This is a genomic window from Rhizobium sp. CB3060 (genome assembly GCF_025200735.1).
Classification (GTDB): Bacteria; Pseudomonadota; Alphaproteobacteria; order Rhizobiales; family Rhizobiaceae; genus Rhizobium.
The window spans coordinates 1,572,156-1,590,780 of the sequence record NZ_CP104158.1 but is presented as its reverse complement, the minus strand read 5'-3'; the positions used below and the strand labels follow the sequence as shown (position 1 = coordinate 1,590,780).

The following is an 18,625-nucleotide window of genomic DNA, read 5'->3' as shown; positions in this document are numbered from 1 at the left end:
TCCATGAACAGCAGCGTTTCCATCAAAGACTTGTCGCTCGATTTCGGCGCGGTCACCGTTCTGAAGAACCTCAACCTTGAGATCAACGACGGTGAGTTCCTCGTGCTGCTCGGCTCGTCCGGCTGCGGCAAGTCGACATTGCTCAACTGCATCGCCGGCCTGCTTGATATCACAGAAGGAAAGATCTTCATCAAGGGCAAGAACGTCACCTGGGAAGAGCCCAAGGACCGCGGCATCGGCATGGTGTTTCAGTCCTATGCGCTTTATCCGCAGATGACGGTCGAAAAGAACCTTTCCTTCGGGCTGCACGTCGCCAAGGTGCCGCAGGCAGAGATCGACAAGCGCATTGCGCGGGCGGCCGAGATTTTGCAGATCCAGCCATTGCTCAAGCGCAAACCGGCGGAGCTTTCCGGCGGCCAGCGCCAGCGTGTGGCGATCGGCCGTGCCCTAGTGCGCGATGTCGACGTGTTCCTGTTCGATGAGCCTTTGTCGAACCTCGATGCTAAGCTGCGATCGGAGTTGCGCGTCGAAATCAAGCGTCTGCACCAGTCGCTGAAGAACACGATGATCTATGTCACCCACGACCAGATCGAGGCGCTGACGCTCGCCGACCGCATCGCCATCATGAAGAGCGGTATCATCCAGCAGCTCGATGATCCGACGACGATCTACAACAAGCCGCGCAATCTTTTCGTTGCCGGCTTCATCGGATCGCCGTCGATGAATTTCCTGCATGGCGAACTGGTGAGCCGGGAGGGCAGGATAGCTTTCGCCACCAACAATGTGATTTTCTCGCTCGGTGGCTATAATGCCGGCGAGGCGTTGGAGCCGGGCCGCAAGGTCATTCTTGGTGTCCGGCCCGAGCATATCAAGGTGAATGAGGATCTGGGTCCCGACACCGAGGTGCACAACGCAACGGTCGATATCGAAGAGCCGATGGGCGCCGACAACCTGCTCTGGCTCAAGCACGCCGGCCATACCATGTCGGTGCGCATCAACGGAGCGCGGCGTTTCAGCCCGGCGACGCCCGTGAAGCTCGGCTTCGATATGTCGCTCGCTTCGCTCTTTGACGCACAAACAGAACTCAGAATATGATCATATGAATGGAGGCGGCACTGTCGCCTCCATCTGCAGCGGGTTCCGGAGGTCCGATGTCGTCTTCATTCAATGGCACTGTTATTATCGATCTGGCTGGTCAGTGGCGGCTTACCTCGCCGGACAGCGATCATTCTCTTTCCATGCCTGTGCCGGGCGATGTCCACACCGCTCTTCATGCCGCAGACGTTATTCCGGATCCTTATTTCGGCCGAAACGAAGAAGTGGTGCAGTGGGTCGCGAAGCAGGATTGGCAAATTGAGCGCCGCTTTACGCTCGATGACGCAGACGGCGACTGGTATCTCGACATCGACTATCTCGACACGGTGGCGAGCGTTTATGTCAACGACACCCTCGTTCTCGAAGGCAATAATTGCTTCCAGCGCTATCGGCCGGATGTCTCGAAAGCCCTGAAGGCAGGCGAGAATACCATCCGCATCGTGTTGCATTCCAGCATCAAGGCGGGTGCCGAACTGCAGGCAAGGCAACCATTCTACATTCCCTACAGCACCGCCAATTCGCCGATCCCCAATGGCAATATGCTGCGCAAGCCGCAATGCCATTTCGGCTGGGACTGGAACATCGCGGTGGCACCGCTCGGCCTCTACGGCACGATCGCGCTGAAGAAGCTCGAGATCGCCCGCATCGAGAATATGGTCACCCGGCAGGAGCACAATGGCGACGGCTCGGTCGATCTCATCGTCACTGTAGCGCTGTTTGCGAAGGGTATTGGCGTTGCTCAGCTTTATTTCTCGCTCGACGACGAGCGTCTGCGGCTTGATGTCGGCGTCAATGCGGGCGAGACCTCGGTGACGCATGTCTTCCATATCGACAGGCCGAAGCTCTGGTGGCCGGCCGGCAGCGGCGAACAGACCCTCTATACTCTCTCTGTCGAGACCAATTCCGAGACTGTGACGCGGCAAATCGGCCTGCGCACCGTCGAGTTGATCACCGACAAGGACGAGGCGGGCAGCCGTTTCGCACTCAAGGTCAACGGGCGCGGGATATTCGCCCGCGGCGCCAACTGGATCCCGGCGGATGCGCTGTTTTCACGTTCGAGCCCGGCCTTGACCGAGGACTTGCTGCAATCGGCCGCGGCAGCGAACATGAACATCATCCGCATCTGGGGCGGCGGTTTTTACGAGCATGACTGGTTCTACGATATCTGCGACCGCCTGGGGCTGATGATCTGGCAGGACTTCATGTTCGCCTGCAATCTCTATCCTTCGACCGCCGATTTCCTCGGGAATGTCGAGGCTGAGGTCGGCTATCAGGTCAAGCGTCTGGCGACGCACCCGTCGATCGTGCTCTGGTGCGGCGACAACGAGCTGGTGGGGGCGCTTACCTGGTTCGAGGAATCCCGCAAAGACCGCGACCGCTATCTCGTCTCCTACGACCGCCTCAACCGGACGATCGAACAGGCCACTAAGAAAGCCGCGCCGGATGCGATCTGGTGGCCGTCGAGCCCGGCCTCCGGCTATCTCAATTTCGGCGATGCCTGGCATGCCGACGGCTCCGGCGACATGCACTACTGGTCGGTCTGGCACGAGAACAAGTCCTTCGACAATTACCGTTCCGTGCGTCCGCGCTTCTGCTCGGAATTCGGCTTCCAGTCTTATACCTCGCTGCCTGTCATCAAGACCTATGCCGACGCCAAGGATATGAATATCGCATCGCCGGTCATGGAGCTGCACCAGAAGAATGCCGGCGGCAACGAGCGCATCGCCGGCACGATGTTCCGCTATTTCCGCTTTCCGAAGGATTTTCCCAACTTCGTCTATCTGAGCCAGGTGCAGCAAGGCCTCGCCATCAAGACCGCGGTCGAATATTGGCGGTCGCTCAAGCCGCATTGCATGGGCACCATCTACTGGCAGCTCAACGACACCTGGCCGGTGGCTTCCTGGTCGAGCCTCGATTACGGCGGGCGCTGGAAGGTGATGCATTATCTGGTGCGTCGTTTCTTCCAGCCGGTTTCTGTCGCCGCCATTCCGTCAGAAGACAACAGGACCATTCGTTTCTCGCTCGTCAACGACACCAATGCGGACGTCACCGCCGACATCGCGGTGTCATTGCTCAAGCTCGATGGCGAGCGAGTCCCGCTGACGACCGCGCATGCGGTCTGCACACCGGATGCAGCCGTCACGGCGCTGTCGATCGATGCGTCCCAGGTGCCGGCCGATTGCCTGTTGGCGTGGCATTTCACCGCATCGAACGGAATGGGCGGCGAGGGGCACTATGTTCACGGCACCTATAAGGCTCTGGAGCTACGGCCTGCGGGTTTGACGGTGCTGCGGGAGGAGATCGAGGAGAACGGCACGTTGGAACTCACCGTGACGGCGAAGGGATTGGCCCTGTTCGTGATGATCGAAAGCGAGACGGAAGGGCGCTACTCCGACAATGCGTTCGATCTCGCCGCCGGCGAGAGCCGCCGCATCGTCTTCACGCCGACAAAGCCGATTGCCGGCAGCGTTCCCGATTTCCGCTTCTACGACTTGCACTCCAGTCAATCGTTGGCCAGCCAATCGGTAGACTGAGATATCCGGCCGCCTTTCGGCGGCGATTTACGGGCCTGAGGCCCAAAACAACAGGCCGCGAGGCCATTGGAGGAAATATCGATGACGAAACTTGGATTCCAGCTTTATAGCGCCCGCAATTTTCAGCCTTATTCGGATATCCTCGTAAAGCTCGGCAAGGCCGGGTATGCGGAAGTCGAAGGTTTTGGCGGCATCTATTCCGATCTGGACGAAGCTGGTTTGAAGAGCCTGCGTGCTGAGCTCGACCAAAATGGCCTTAGCATGACGAGCGGCCATTTCAGCCCGGATTTCCTCGATGGCGAAGTGCAGAAGTCGCTGACCATCGCCAAAATTCTCGGTATGGATTCGATCTATGCGCCGCATATCGGCGCCGATCAGCGCCCGAAGGATGCCGCCGGCTGGCTGGCTTTCGGCAAACGCCTGCATGAGATGAGCAAGCCCTACAAGGATGCCGGCTTCGAGTTCGGGTGGCACAATCACGACTTCGAATTCGTCAAGCAGGCCGACGGTTCGTTGCCGATCGAGCAGATCTTCGAGGGCGCTCCGGAGATATCCTGGGAAGCCGACATCGCCTGGGTGATCCGTGGCGGTGCCGATCCTTTTGCCTGGATCGAAAAGCTCGGTTCGCGCATTTCCTCCGTGCATGTCAAGGACATCGCTGCGCTCGGCGAAAACAAGGATGAAGACGGCTGGGCCGATCTCGGTCATGGGACGGTTCCGTGGCCGAAGCTGATCAAGGCGCTCGCTGGCACCAAGGCAAAGCATTATGTGCTCGAGCACGACAATCCGAGCGATATCGATCGCTTGATCACCCGTTCCATCGCATCCTTCAAGACCTACTGAGGCATCCCACATGACTAAGGAACTTGGCGTCGGCATCATCGGATGCGGCAATATTTCAACCACCTATTTCAAGCTTTCTCCGCTCTTCAAGGGCCTGAAAGTGCTCGCCTGCGCTGATATCAACATGGACGCGGCACGCTTGCGCGCCGAGGAATACAAGGTCAAAGCGCAGACCATCGACGAGTTGCTCGCCAATGATGAGCTCGACGTCATCGTCAATCTGACGATCCCGGACGCGCACTTCGCGGTTTCCAAGCGCATTCTGGAGGCCGGAAAGCACGTCTATTCCGAAAAGCCTCTGGTGCTGACGCTGGAGCAGGGCGAAGAATTGCGCCGCATCGCCAAGGAGAAGGGGCTTGCCGTCGGCTGCGCTCCCGACACCTTCCTCGGCGGCGCCCATCAGCTCGCCCGTAAGTTCGTAGACGACGGTGGCATCGGACGTATCACCTCAGGCGCGTGCTACGTCATGAGCCCAGGCATGGAAATGTGGCATCCGAACCCGGACTTCTTCTTCCTGCCGGGTGGCGGCCCGATCCTCGATCTCGGACCGTACTACATCGCCAATCTCATCAACCTGATCGGCCCGGTCAAGCGCGTCGGCGCCATGACGTCGATGGCGTCGGAAACCCGTACCATCACGAGCGAGCCGCGCAGTGGCGAGGTCATCCCCGTGAAGACGCCGACGACGATCCAGGCGCTCTTGGAATTCGTCAGCGGCGCAACGGTGACATTAACGGCAAGCTGGGATGTCTGGTCGCATCGCCATGCCAACATGGAGCTCTACGGCACCGAAGGTTCCCTCTACGTGCCCGATCCGAACTTCTTTGGCGGCACGGTCGAGGCCAGCGGTCGCAGCAAGGACATCGAGCCGCTCGGCGAATGGGCCCATCCTTTCGGCATTGTCAATCAGGAGAGCCCGAACGGCGCGCGTGCCAACTATCGCACGGCTGGTCTCGCCGACTTGGCGGCGTCGCTGATCGATGGCCGCGATGCTCGCTGCTCGCTCGACCGTACACTGCACGGCGTCGATGTCATGACCTCGATCCTGAAATCGGGTGCGGAGAACCGCTTCGTCGATCTGACCACGACCTGCACGCAGCCGGCTGCTCTCGGCATCGAAGAGGCGCAGGCGCTCTTGAAGTAAGCGCGCGAAAAGCTAGTTTGCGCGCGGGCGAGGAGTCCGCGCGCTTTTCATCTCAGAGGAATTGGAACCATGGCTTGGCAACCGGCATCCGATCGCTATGCGAACATGAAATACAACAGAACCGGCCGCTCCGGTCTGAAGCTGCCGGCGGTTTCGCTGGGGCTTTGGCATAATTTCGGCGGTGATACCCCGCACGACCGCAAGGTCGATATGTGCCGCACTGCCTTCGATCTCGGCATCACCCATTTCGACCTCGCCAACAATTACGGCCCGCCTCCCGGCAGCGCCGAGACCGCTTTCGGCGAGATCCTGCGCACCGAATTCGCCGGTCTGCGCGACGAGCTGATCATCTCCTCCAAGGCAGGCTACGACATGTGGCCGGGTCCCTATGGCGAATGGGGCAGCCGCAAATACCTGATCGCCTCCTGCGACCAGAGCCTGAAGCGCATGGGCCTCGACTATGTCGATATCTTCTATTCGCACCGTTTCGATCCGGATACGCCGCTGGAAGAGACCTGCGCTGCGCTCGACCATATCGTTCGTTCGGGCAGGGCGCTTTATGTCGGCATCTCCTCCTACAGTTCGCAGCGTACGCGCGAGGCAGCCGCTATCTTGAAGGATCTCGGCACGCCTTGCCTGATCCACCAGCCGAGCTATTCCATGCTGAACCGCTGGGTCGAGGATGACGGTCTCGTTGACACATTGGAAGAGCTCGGCATCGGCTCGATCGTCTTCTCGCCGCTCGCCCAGGGCATGTTGACGACGAAATATCTGAGCGGCATTCCCGAGGACAGCCGCGCCGCCCAGAACCATTTCCTGAAACGCGACTTCATCCGTCCGTCGATCATCGATAATATTCGCAAGCTCAATGGGATCGCTGAGAAGCGCGGCCAGACGCTGGCGCAAATGGCGATTGCATGGGTGTTGCGCGGCGGCAGGGTCACCTCCGCGCTGATCGGCGCCAGCCGCTCGTCGCAGATCGTCGATTGCGTCAAGGCGCTCGACAATCTCGAGTTTACCCCGGAGGAGCTGAAGGAGATCGATGTCTACGCCCGCGAGGCCGATATCAATCTCTGGGCCAAGTCGGCCGAGCGCGAATAAACATTCAAAGACGCCCGGAACCAGGTTCCGGGCGTTTTGCTTGGTCCTCGTCGTGACCGGTGCATCGTTTCCATTGCCGTACGAACGGCGCATATTGACGAGTTCTCTGAAGGAGATGGTCCCATGATCCGCAACCCGATTTTGCCGGGCTTCAACCCCGATCCATCCATCTGCCGCGTCGGCGAGGACTATTACATCGCCACTTCGACCTTCGAATGGTATCCGGGTGTGCAGATACACCACTCGCGGGATCTGGTGAATTGGACGCTGGCGCGCCGACCGCTGGAGCGGGCCTCGCAGCTCGACATGCGCGGCGAGCCGGATAGCTGCGGCATCTGGGCGCCATGCCTCTCCTATGCCGATGGCCTGTTCTGGCTGGTCTATACCGATGTCAAACGCTACGACGGCAATTTCAAGGATGCGCATAACTACATCGTGACGTCGTCGACGATCGAAGGCGAATGGTCCGAGCCCTCCTATGTCAATTCCTCGGGTTTCGATCCCTCACTCTTCCATGACGATGACGGCCGCAAATGGTTCGTCAACATGCAATGGAACCATCGCACCGAAAGCTACGGCGGCTCGCCGAAGACGCCCGCCTTCGATGGTATCCTGCTGCAGGAGTGGGATCCGGCTACGAAATCGTTGAAGGGGCCGATCAAAAACATTTTTGCAGGCACCGAGCTTGGCTTGGTCGAGGGGCCGCATCTCTTCAAGCGAAACGGTTGGTACTATCTGACGACGGCCGAAGGTGGAACGGGCTACGACCACGCCGTCACCATGGCGCGCTCGCGCAACATCGACGGACCTTATGAGCTGCATCCGAACAAGCATCTCATCACCTCGAAGGATCATCCGGAAGCAGCGTTACAGCGGGCAGGGCATGGCCAATATGTCGAGACACCGGACGGACAGTTTTACCACACGCATCTCTCCGGCCGGCCGTTGTCGCCGCATCGCCGCTGCACGCTCGGCCGCGAGACCAGCCTGCAGAAATGCGTCTGGAGAGAGGACGGCTGGCTCTATCTCGAAAACGGCACGGTTGTTCCCGATGTCGAAGTACAGGGTCTGCGCAACGCCCTGCTGGTCGAGAAGCCGCGCCGCAGCGGCTACAATTTCGATGGCGACAAGCTGCCGATGGATTTCCAGTGGTTGCGCACGCCGCAGCCGGAACGCATCTTCAGCCTGACGGAACGGCCTGGGCATCTGCGTCTGTTTGCTCGGGAAAGCATAGGCTCATGGTTCGAACAGGCGCTCGTCGCCCGCCGGCAGGAGCACCACAGCTTTCGCGCCGAAACGGTCGTCGAGTTCCAGCCCGACACCTACCAGCAGGTCGCCGGCCTGACTCATTACTATAACAGGTTCAAACTGCATGCGATTGCCGTCACTTTGCATGAGAAACTCGGCCGCTCGGTCACCATCATGACCTGCGCCGGCGATTATCCGAATGGCCGGCTAAGCTTCCCGATCGGAGGTGGTATCTCCGTTCCGAATGGACGCATCCAGCTCGCCATGGAGATTCGCGACAACAACCTGCAGTTCTTCTGGCAGGCCGAGGGCATGGGAGCATGGCTGGCTATCGGCCCGGTTCTCGACGCTGGCGTCATTTCGGACGAGGGCGGTCGCGGGGAACATGGCTCCTTCACGGGCGCCTTTGCCGGCATGTTCGCCTTCGATACGTCGGGTCGGGCAAAGACGGCCGATTTCGACTGGTTCAATTACGACGAGCTCTGATTGTTTCGACTTTTGATCGATCATTCGCCCGCCATGCTTTGCAAGGCGGGCGAATTTTTTGAGTTGCCAACTTTAAGCACTCACTCGATTAACAAATGCTCGCAAACATATATTTCTATTACGAAATTGTAACACTATCTTCAGTTTCGTTTCATTGCTTTTGGGGTAATTTGTCCGCAGATATAAATTGAGGAAACACTTCGATGAAAAAGCTCTTCTCGGTCCTGCTCACCGCTTCGGTTTTGGCGACTCCGCTAGCGATGACGCCTGAAGCCAATGCTGCGCCGGCAAACAAGCAGGCTGTCGTCGAGAAAAATGTCGAGAAGAAGAAGATTGTCGTGCGCAAGGGCGGCTGGGTTACCGGCCGCCGGCTATCTACCGCCGATCGTAGCCGGGCTACCCGCGTCGACTATCGTCGTCATCACCTGTCGGCTCCGCCGCGCGGCTATCATTGGGTCCGCATCCACAACAGCTTCCTGCTCGTCGGTATCACCAGCGGCTTGATCTCCAAAGTGCAAGTCGTTCGCTGAGTTCAGCCTTATATCGGCAATGAGAAAGGCGGTCCGATGGGCCGCCCTTTGTGACCGAACTTCCTGTATTCCGGCTTGAATCAAAAATCCCCGGCACGATGACCGGGGATTTCTGTTTGCGCAGTATCTAAGTTATCAGCTCAAGCGTCCCGCCGCGTGGGCCAGCATGGTGTAGACCTTGCCGGTGTCCGAGGTCAGGTAGGATTGCGTCACGCTGCGGTCGCGGTCGGTGCGGGCGACGTCCGCAAGCAGCTTTTCGAAATCGGCGATATAGCGATCGACGGCGGTGCGGAATTCCGGCTCGCGGTCGTATTTGCGCTTGATCTCGTCAAAGGTCTGCTGGCCCTTCAGCGTGTAGAGGCGGCGGGTAAAGACATCCCGCTCGCCGCGCTGATAACGCCGCCACAGATCAACCGAAGCATCGTGGTCGATGGCCCGGGCGATATCGACCGAAAGCGAGTTCAGCGATTCGACCACATGCCGCGGATTACGCGCAACCGGCGCTGCTTCCGTCTGCGGGCGTGGTGCAGACTGGCGAGCCGGCGGCAGGTCGGCAAGGTCGTCGCGCGATGCACCGCGCAGAAGATCGCTGATCCAGCCGCCGCCTGCCGCCGTTTCCTGGCGGGCCGGAGCCGGCGTCTCGATCGGGCGCGGCTGCGGCGCAACCGGACGCTCCGCAATGGTGCCGCGAAGGCCCAAAGCCTCGATCGGCGGCTGCTGTGGCTGAGGCGCTGGCTGCTGCGCTATCGACTGCTGCGGCGCCGGTTGCTGTGCTACCGGCTGAACGGGCGCCTGCGGGGCAGGCTGTTGGGGCCGGGGAGCTGCCGCAACCGGAGCCGGCGCTGCCGGGGCAGGTGCCGCCGGACGGGGACGCGGAGCTGGCTGCGCATCGGCCAGCGCACGGGCCGAAGGCTCGGAGATCTCCAACTGCTGCGTCGAGCGGCCGACAATCTGCGAAATGTCCTGCAGCGCCTTGATCTGCTCGGCGACGGCGCGGCGCATGGCGGCCGCGCTTTCCTTGGCCTCTTCCGGCAGATCGAAGGCACCGCGCTTCAGTTCGCTGCGGGTCAGGTCGAGTTCCCGGCGGATATCGCCTGCTGAGCGGCGGATCTCGTCGGTTGCGCCCGAGAAGCGGCCGACGGCATCGTCAACGGCGACGCGCAGCGTCTCGCGCAATTGCTGGGCTGCGCCATCGGACGTCTTGCTGGCTTCCGTCAGCATATTCTCGATGTCGGCGATCGAAGCGGAGAGACCGCCGCGCAGACGGTTCGTCAGCTCGCCTGAGCGACGCTCGGCATTGGCAAAGGTACCGTCGATCGTCTGGTTGGCCTCTTCGCCTGCCTTCTGCAGCGCACTGCGCATGCTTTCTGCCGCCTGTTCGGCGCGGGATTCCGCATCGGAGAGCACTCGGCCGATATCGGCGAAGGAGGACTGAACGCCCTGACGCAGGTTGCCGGTGACTTGGTTGGAGCGCTGTTCTGCGCGGTCGAAGGCGCTTTCCACCATGCTGCCGAGGGCGCGCATGGTGTTCTCGATTTCCTCCGAGCGCTGAACCAGGCCGATGGATAGGTTCTGCAGCGCCGTTTCGCGCTCTTCCAGCGTCGAGACGAGGTTCGATTGCGCGGCACCCAGAAGCTGGGAGGCCTGGGACAGGACCTTGGAATGTTCGTCGAAGCGGCCGATGATGCCGCCGACCTGCGACAATGTCTTGCCGGAAATATCCGAGAGCTTGTCGACCTTGCCTTCGAGAAGCCGCGTCGAGGCGGAAACCATCTCGCCTGCCTTCGATGCGGAGTCGGCAAACCGGGCTGACGTCGCGTTGAGGCGGTTGTCGATGGTGGCGAATTCCTCGGCGGCGCCGCTCAGCATACCAGCGATCGCAGAATTGTTTTCCGCCAATCGCTCGATGATGCCGTTGACGCTGGCAAGCAGATTGTTCTCCAGCGCGCTGACTGCATTGGCGGCGTGTTCGGTGCGGGCCGAGATCGCCGCCAGCGTATCGTTGGTACGCGATGCGATCGCGTTGATCAAAGCGGCGTTTTCTGCACGCAGGCGATCGCTGCTTTCCTGAGCTGCGGCCGAGATCAGCGCTGCCGCTTCCTGCCCGGTGGCCGCGTAGCGGTCGACGATCGGGCGGGCCTTCTCTTCGATCAGGCGCGACAGCTCGCTAGAGCGACCGGCAAGCATGGAGTTCAGCTCACGCGTGCGCTCGTCGAGCGAAGAGCGGATCGAGGTGCCACGGGCCTCAAGAGCCTTGTCGACATCGGCAAGCGTCGCGTTGATCTCGCGAGCGCGATCTTCCAGGCTGGTGCGGATCGCATTGCTGCGTTCGTCGAGCGTGCGTTCGACCTGCGCCATGGTGGAGGCGATCTGTTCGCTGCCGCCGGCGAGCGTGTTGCGGATGGCAGCACCACGGGCCTCCAGCGACTGCTCTGCGGAGGACAGGGCCTGCGAGATGGCGTTGACCTGATTGCCGACGAGACCCTCGGCCTCGGCGACCTTGTTGACGATCGCGTTGCCAGCCTCCGAGAAAGTCTGAGCGACTGCAGCCGCCTGGCTCGCCAGACGGTTATGTGTTTCCGAGACGCGCGTCACGATCTCTTCGGAACGCTCGTTCATGGAGCGAGTAAAGGCATCGCTGCGATTGCCGAGATCGTCGGCGAATTGCTGGCCGGTGCGGGCGAGCAGGTCTGCCGTGCGGGTCGCCTCGCTGTCCATGCCCTGAGCGGCGTCGGCAACTGCAGTGCGCAGCGTGGTGGCGAGGTTGGTGGCCTTGCCTTCGATGGTGCGGTTGACGGCTTCCAGACCGACATTCAGGGCGCGGTCCATGGTCGACAGGCGCTCTTCGATGTGGGCGCTGCCGCTTTCGAGCGCCTGGCTCAGATTGGCGGTGCGGCTGTCGATCGCCTCTGCCATGGTTGCCAGACGGTTGTCGAGCGCGGCTGCAATGCGGGCTGCAGCGTCGTCGCCGCTGCGGTCGATCTGAGAGATACCGCTCGAAAGCGTGTCGGACAGTCGGTTGCCGGCGGCATCGACCTGGGCGGCAACGCCGCCGACGCCATCATGAATGCGGTTTTCGAGGGCGGACAGGCTGGCTTCGACCCGCGAACCGGTTTCGGCGAAGCGGCTGGTCATGCCGTCGATCGACTGGTTAAGGTTGGTCGAGAAGGTCTCTGCCGAGCGCGTGATATCGCCGGCTGCCTGCTGAATGCGACCGGCAATATCGCCGGCGCCGCCATGCAGCCGCTCTTCGAGCGCTCGCGCGCTGGCGTCGATGGTCTGGCGCAGCGAAACTTCGCGATCTTCGAGCGACATTTCCAGCATGCTGGCGCTGGTGGCGATCGAGGTGCCGATCGCGGTCGCCTGTTCGGTCAACGTGTTGTCGAGCTGGGCATGGGCATCGCGGAGCGTCAGGCTGATGGCGTTGCTGCGATCTTCCAAGGTGTTGCGCATCCGCTCATAGGCGGAGGCAAGGTTTTCATCCATCTGCGACAGGCCGACACCCAGCGTATTTTCGAGCTGGCGCGTGGTGGTGTTGAGCGCATTTTCGATGCGCTCGGCCGAGCCGCCAACGACGTTTTCGATGCGGTTGCTGCTGCTGCCGAGTAGGCCGGAGAGCGCTTCGGTATGGGCGCTGAGCGAGCGATCGAGACGATCCTGGTTTTCGGTATAGGCGGCACGGATTGCATCGGCTTTGTCGCCAAACGCGCCGGCGACGCGGGATTCCGCACCGGATACGCTGTCGAGAAGAGCATCGGCGCGTGCTTCCAGGGCACTTTCGAAACGGCTCTGATTTTCGGCGAGCGTGATGGCGAATGCCATGCTCTTGTCATCGAGCGCATCGGTTAGCGCCGCATGGCCACTGGTAACGGAGTGGGCGATCGCCTCGGCGCTGTTTGCCAGCGTTTCCTCGATGCGAGCCTGATTGTCCGACAGGGCGATGGCAAGCGCCAGCGTCTTGTCGTCGAGGCTGTTGACGATCTTGTCGTGCGTGCCGGCGACCGTCTCGGAGAGCGCGTCCAGTCGGTTGGAAAGCGAATCTTCGAGGCGCGATTGCGTATCGGACAGCGAAATGGCCAAGGCCATCGCCTTTTCGTCCAGCGTATCGGCAAGGGCGGTGTGGCTGCCCGTGAAAGCGTTGGCGATCGCTTCAGCGCGGTTGGAAAGCGTTTCCTCGAGGCGCGCCTGGCCGCTCGTCAATGCTGCCGTGAGAGCCTTGGTCTTGCCCTCCAACGTATCGGCGACGCCTTCGGCGTGGCCAGACAGGGTATCCTCCAGGCGAGACTGGCTCTCGGAGAGCGCAACGGCAAGTGCCATCGTCTTGTCGTCGAGCGTGTCGGCGAGTTTGCTATGGGTATCAGCAATGGCGCTGGTCAGACCTTCGACGCGACCGGAGAGTGTCTCTTCTATGCGAGACTGGCTCTCGGAGAGCGCAACGGCAAGTGCCATCGTCTTGTCGTCGAGCGTGTCGGCAAGTTTGCTATGGGTATCGGCAATCGCGCTGGTCAGGCCTTCGACGCGACCGGAAAGCGTTTCTTCGATACGGGACTGGCTGTTGCTGAGTGCGGCGGCCAGTGCTCTCGTCTTGTCGTCCAGGGTAGTTGCCAGCGCGTTGTGCGTATCGGCAATCGCACCGGTGAAGCCCTCGACGCGACCGGACAATGTGTCTTCCAGGCGCGCTTGGCTGTCGGAGAGAGCAATGGCCAGCGCCATCGTCTTGTCGTCGAGCGTGTCGGTGAGCTTGTTGTGGGTCTCCGCCAGCGCGCTGGTCAGACTCTCGGCCCGGCCGCTCAAAGTGTCCTCGATGCGCGACTGTCCGTCCGACAGCGCGATGGCGAGCGCCATGACCTTGTCGTCCAGAGTGTCGGCCAGCTTGCTGTGGGTTTCGGCAACCGTGCTGGCAATCGTATCGGCGCGGCTGGCGAGCGTGTTTTCAAGGCGAAGCTGGTTTTCGGCAAGCGAAATGGCCAGCATCGAGGTGCGCTCGTCGAGAGCCGCGGTCAGATGCTCGTGGCTGCCGGTGACGGCGTTGATGATACCCTCGGAGCGATCGGCCAGCGTCTGTTCGAAGCGCGATTGGTTGTCGGAGAGCGCGCCGAACAGGGCGCTGCTGCGTTCGGCCATGACGGCGTCGATGCGCTCGTGAGCGGAGCCGAGTGCCTGCGTGATTTCGCCGGTGCGGGCCGACAGCGTATTGTTGATCTCGCTGGCGCGGCCAAGGAAGGTATTGGTCAGCTCGCTCGTGCCCTTGTTCAAGGCGGAGGAGATGTCCGAGGTCGCCGTCTGCAGCGCCTTGCTGAATTCGCCAGAATGTGCCGCAAGCGTGTCCGTAAGTTCGCCGGAGCGGCCGGCAAAAGCTGATGTCAGTTCCTCGGTGCCACTTTGCAGGGCGGCGGAGACATCGCGCGTCACGCCCTGGACCGCGGACGTGAAGCTGCCGGCATGCGAGGCGAGGGCGGAGTTCAGTTCGCTGGTGCCCGAGGTCAGGGCCGAGGTGATCCCGTTTGTTGCCCCTTCGAGAGCGGAGGCGATCTCGCCGGCCTTGGAGCCGATCGCGCTTTCCAGCACTTCCTGGCTGGTGGCAAGCGTCGTCGCCAGGGCAAAGGACTGGTCGGTCAGCGAAGAGCCGAGGCGTTCAATGCTGGAATTCAGGATGCCGTCGATGGCATCCGAGCCGCCGCTCAGCGTTTCATTGATCCGTGTCAGGCTTTCCGACAGCTTGCTGTCCAGCGAGCCGGCGCGCTTGTCGAAAGCGGAGGTGAATTCCGAAACGCGCTCGTCAAAGGCGGTCGAAATCTGCGCCACGGTCGACTGCATACGCTCCTCGAAGAAGCCGGAGCGCAGGTCGATGTCCATAATGGTGTCGTCTGCGGTGGACTGCAGGCTCTGGCGGAAGCTCGCGCCCTTTTCATCGAGCGCGGTGTTGAGCTTGGAGAGCACATCATCGAGCGTGCCGGTGATCGAGCGTTCGCTACCGGTCAAGCTCTCGCTGATTTCACGCGTGCGGGCGACCAGCGTCTCGTTCAACTGACGGGCGCGTTCGTTGAGCGCGGTGTTCAGCTTCTCGGTGTTGGCATCGAGCGTGGAGGCGCGGGTTTCGAACTGCCCCAACAGCTCCTTGCCGCGTTCCGCCAGCGTCGACGATAGCGATTCAAGACGCGTGTCGAATTCCTGGCTCAACGCAAAGCCGGATGCATTGAGATTTTGCAGCAGGCTATCGGTCTTGGCGGCGAGGAGGGTGCCGAGCGCCTCTACGGCGGTATCCGTTTTCTCCATCAGCGTCGCAGCGCGCGTATCGATCATGGAGGCGAAAGCTTCGCCCGAGGTCGACAGCCGCACGGCAATTTCTTCGGTCGCCAGCGACAGATCTTCCTTGATCTGGTCGTGCACGCCGACGATCGACGAGCGGATGCGTTCGGCGTGGTTGACGATGGCATCGCGTTCGGAGCCGAGCTCATGCACGAGGCCGCGCACGCGCAGTTCGTTGTCGGCGTAGCTGCGCTCCAGCGCGTTGACCTCGGTATGAACGAGCGTCTCGAGTTCGGTGGCGCGAGCAATCGTCCGCTCGATGCCTTCGTTCATGGCCGAGACTTCGCGGCGCACGGCCTGACCGACCGTCATGATGCGCTCGGAAGCGACGGTTTCCGGCTCGGCGAGCCGCAGCGCCACTTCCGCCATCGAACGAGCTGCATTGCGCATATCCTGCGCGCGCGAAATCATTATGCCGAAAGCATAGAACAGAAGGACGGGAACGATGATGCCGATGATGCAGGCGATGACGCCGGGGAGGGCGGCGAGATCGGCGACCGTGCGGATATTCAAGAGTTGCGGGCCGTAAAGCAGGAAAGCGAGGCCGATGCCGCCGACGATCCAGAACAGCGAGAAGATGGTCGCGTTGCGTACGGCGCGGCTCTGAGAACCGCCATCGAGGGATTTCAGGATGCTGGCCGGGCTGACGCGATTGGCGTCATTGGCCGGAGCAAAGATCGGGCTCTTCGGCACTTCGGTCGGTCGAGCCGCTGCGGCGGCGCTCCGCGCAGCGGCTGCCTTGCGTGCCGCATCATCCTGAGTCTGTCTTGCAGGCGGATTCGATGGCTCAGACACTCTTGTCTCCGGGGTGTCAGGCGTTGAACCGCTGCGAGGCTCCAAGTTCTCGTCACTGAAATCGATCTGCAAAGCTTCGTCCAAAGCCTGAAAGGCCTTGTCCTCGATCGACTCGATGTACTTTTTGTTCGCCATACGGTTACGCCTCGTTACAACTCGATCGGGCCTGCCGTGTCTTCTCCGGAAATCCGCCAACGTCCGGAAAAGACGAACCTGCCTCCCGTTAGGTTACCCGCCTTCGGCTGAGACCGGAGATGGATTTCCCATTACATTTCATAGTGGATACCCGCTTTTTCAAACGGATGATATTAAAACATTACCACTATCCACCCCTTGGGCAAAGGCATGCGCCATGAACCCAATTTGCCAGTACCGTAGTGACACATTCCCCCAAGCGTGACAATTAATTCCACGGTTGGGACACTGTCCCATTAAGTCATTGTTAACACTTTTCGTCTGCGCAAATTCCTGAAAACCTAATAATTTAGCCATGTTTAACGCGCGTTAACCATGTCGGCAGATTTAAGGTCCAACTGTCCCAAAATTTAACTCGATCGCCATCGGCAGGCCGCAACCATACGGCAAATCCCAGAGACAGTTATAGATATAAGACGGGAGAGTTGGCATATGGCAGCATTGAATATCGCATTCGAAGCCCCGGACAATTCGCGGGGCGCAGCGCCGTCGCGGGAACGGGCGATCGATCTGGTTCACCTGGCAAAGCAGACGATGGGCGACAAGGCTCTGGAAGTGGAAGTGCTTCAGATGTTTGCCCGGCAGGCACGTTCCTGTCTGCAGGAAATCGGTTGCGGCGACCGCAAGCGCGCGATCGCCGCATCGCATCGGTTGAAGGGTGCGGCAAGTGCCGTCGGCGCGTTCAAGGTGGCCGACGCCGCCAATGCGCTTGAGAGCGATGTCGGTGACGCCGCGCGCATGGCTGCGGTCACGGCCTGCGTCATCGAGGCTGAGAATTTCATTTTGAAGTTGTCGCGTTGAGCTGACGCCGCCCGAAATCACCTAATGTTTGCCCTTGCGCTGCCAAACGGTTTCTGCCGTTTCGGCGGCGCAATTGTTGACTGCCCCCGGGAATTGTTGGAAGAAAAATTCCGGATCCTCCCTTCACTCACGAATACCGGAATTCATTCACATGACCAAACTGACCATCGTTGCTTTCGACGGCACCCGTTTTGATCTCGACGCCGACGAGGGCTCCACCGTGATGGAAAATGCCGTGCGCAATTCCGTGCCGGGCATCGAGGCGGAATGCGGCGGCGCCTGCGCTTGCGCCACCTGTCATGTCTACGTCGATGAGGACTGGGCCGAAAAGGTCGGCGGCCCGGAAGCAATGGAAGAAGACATGCTGGACTTCGCCTTCGATGTCCGTCCGACTTCGCGTCTGTCCTGTCAGATCAAGGTGACGAAGGCACTTGACGGCCTCGTCGTGCATGTTCCGGAGCGCCAGGCCTAAGTCCATCTCCCGGGAATGCGAGCCGTTTGGGACGCGTCCACAAAAAAGAAGCCCCGCTCAGCTTGTCGCAGCGAGCGAGGCAAGGCGGGCGCATCACCAACAGGCAAGGGAGGAAACACCTGCGGCTTCAGGACGCGCCAGGAGAACACTGGGCACACGCGTTAAACACTGAACTCGACAGCGCGGCGGGACGAACGAACCCGTCACGCAAAAACTTTGATCGGTCTTTGCGAAAACCCCTCTGGCTTCCGATAACAATCCGGCTGAGCGGATCGACGCGATATGCAATAGGAAAAACCTATTTCAGATTCTCGTAAAGTTCAAAAATGAGAAGTTGTGAATGATTCACAGGTATAGTGACAGTTTTCACACAGATTGTTGTGATCAGAGCGCCATTTCGCGAAAAAAGATCTGTTAGCGACCTGTCATTCACCAGTTTGCTGGCTGCGATAGGTCATCAGCCTCTGGATGCGGCTCTGAAAATTGATCGCTTCGATTTTGTCGAATCGGGCCTGATCCTCGTCATGCAACTGCGTTTCCTGCGTGGTCACTTCGTTTGCCTGGTCCTGAAGCGTGTCGCAGTCCTTTGCCGAAGGCAGGGCAAGGATCGACTTTTCCATCCGCCGCGCATGTTCGCGCGCAATTTCCGCATGCCGATCCTCGTGGCGGCGGATATCCGCCGAAAGCGTATCCCAAATCATCGATAGCTGCCGGGTCGCATGCCGACGGTCGCGCCAGCGCGGCAGAATGATTTCGGTATCGACCGTGATCTTGACGTCGGAAATATAGCAGCGGCCGTTCCGCTCCGCATATGTCGCATTGCCGCCGAAGCGAACCTTGGTTGCCCCGGGATGGCGGCTGCTGGAACCCATCGTAACCGGTCCGTGCGCATTCAATGCCGCATCGAGCGCATCGGCGCTGTCTCCTTTGATATCGAAATAAGAGACGGATTTGTGAGCAACCACCTCCGCATCGGCGCCGCTGGAAATGCCGCACAGAAGCAACAGGATAAGCGAGACCCGGATCTGTCGGGGTGCAAACGGCATTCGTGCTGCTACCAGGTTGAACTTCG

At 60.5% G+C, this 18,625-nt stretch carries 11 protein-coding genes; 9 read left to right on the top strand and 2 right to left on the bottom strand.

What is annotated here, in order from left to right; translation table 11 throughout:
• Window positions 1-3 precede the first annotated feature (3 nt).
• The 7 genes from N2601_RS07795 (at window position 4) to N2601_RS07765 (ending at window position 8,981) form a co-directional block, all read left to right on the top strand.
• Window positions 4-1,095 (top strand): ABC transporter ATP-binding protein, encoded by a 1,092-nt coding sequence (locus tag N2601_RS07795; RefSeq protein WP_104823265.1) that lies wholly within the window; start codon window positions 4-6, stop codon window positions 1,093-1,095.
• Between the two features lie 56 nt (window positions 1,096-1,151).
• Window positions 1,152-3,629, top strand: coding sequence for a beta-mannosidase (locus tag N2601_RS07790; RefSeq protein WP_104823264.1), 2,478 nt, complete (start codon window positions 1,152-1,154; stop codon window positions 3,627-3,629).
• A gap of 81 nt (window positions 3,630-3,710) precedes the next feature.
• Entirely contained in the window at window positions 3,711-4,472 is a 762-nt protein-coding gene (locus N2601_RS07785; protein WP_104823263.1) for a sugar phosphate isomerase/epimerase family protein, read from the top strand.
• Window positions 4,473-4,482: 10 nt separating this feature from the next.
• Window positions 4,483-5,616, top strand: a complete 1,134-nt coding sequence (locus N2601_RS07780; RefSeq protein ID WP_104823262.1) for a Gfo/Idh/MocA family protein — start codon at window positions 4,483-4,485, stop codon at window positions 5,614-5,616.
• Window positions 5,617-5,685: 69 nt separating this feature from the next.
• Window positions 5,686-6,717, top strand: a complete 1,032-nt coding sequence (mgrA, locus tag N2601_RS07775) for an L-glyceraldehyde 3-phosphate reductase (RefSeq protein ID WP_104823261.1) — start codon at window positions 5,686-5,688, stop codon at window positions 6,715-6,717.
• Window positions 6,718-6,840: 123 nt separating this feature from the next.
• Entirely contained in the window at window positions 6,841-8,451 is a 1,611-nt protein-coding gene (locus N2601_RS07770) for a glycoside hydrolase family 43 protein (RefSeq protein ID WP_104823260.1), read from the top strand.
• A gap of 203 nt (window positions 8,452-8,654) precedes the next feature.
• A complete protein-coding gene (locus tag N2601_RS07765) occupies window positions 8,655-8,981 on the top strand; it encodes an RcnB family protein (protein WP_104823259.1) in 327 nt (108 codons plus the stop codon).
• A 135-nt stretch (window positions 8,982-9,116) separates the two neighbouring features.
• On the opposite strand, the gene N2601_RS07760 is transcribed toward N2601_RS07765, so the two are convergent.
• A complete protein-coding gene (locus N2601_RS07760; protein ID WP_104823258.1) occupies window positions 9,117-16,220 on the bottom strand; it encodes an apolipoprotein A-IV repeat region-like domain-containing protein in 7,104 nt (2,367 codons plus the stop codon).
• A 492-nt stretch (window positions 16,221-16,712) separates the two neighbouring features.
• On the opposite strand from N2601_RS07760, the gene N2601_RS07755 reads away from it, so the two are divergent.
• Entirely contained in the window at window positions 16,713-17,081 is a 369-nt protein-coding gene (locus N2601_RS07755) for an Hpt domain-containing protein (protein ID WP_104823257.1), read from the top strand.
• Window positions 17,082-17,232: 151 nt separating this feature from the next.
• The gene (locus N2601_RS07750; RefSeq protein WP_104823256.1) at window positions 17,233-17,553 is read left to right on the top strand and encodes a 2Fe-2S iron-sulfur cluster-binding protein; all 321 of its coding nucleotides are present in this window, start codon (window positions 17,233-17,235) and stop codon (window positions 17,551-17,553) included.
• Window positions 17,554-17,978: 425 nt separating this feature from the next.
• Here N2601_RS07750 and N2601_RS07745 read toward each other — a convergent pair whose 3' ends face one another.
• Window positions 17,979-18,599: a DUF922 domain-containing Zn-dependent protease gene (locus tag N2601_RS07745; RefSeq protein ID WP_104825115.1), complete on the bottom strand. Its 621-nt coding sequence runs from the start codon at window positions 18,597-18,599 to the stop codon at window positions 17,979-17,981.
• Between the last annotated feature and the right edge of the window lie 26 nt (window positions 18,600-18,625).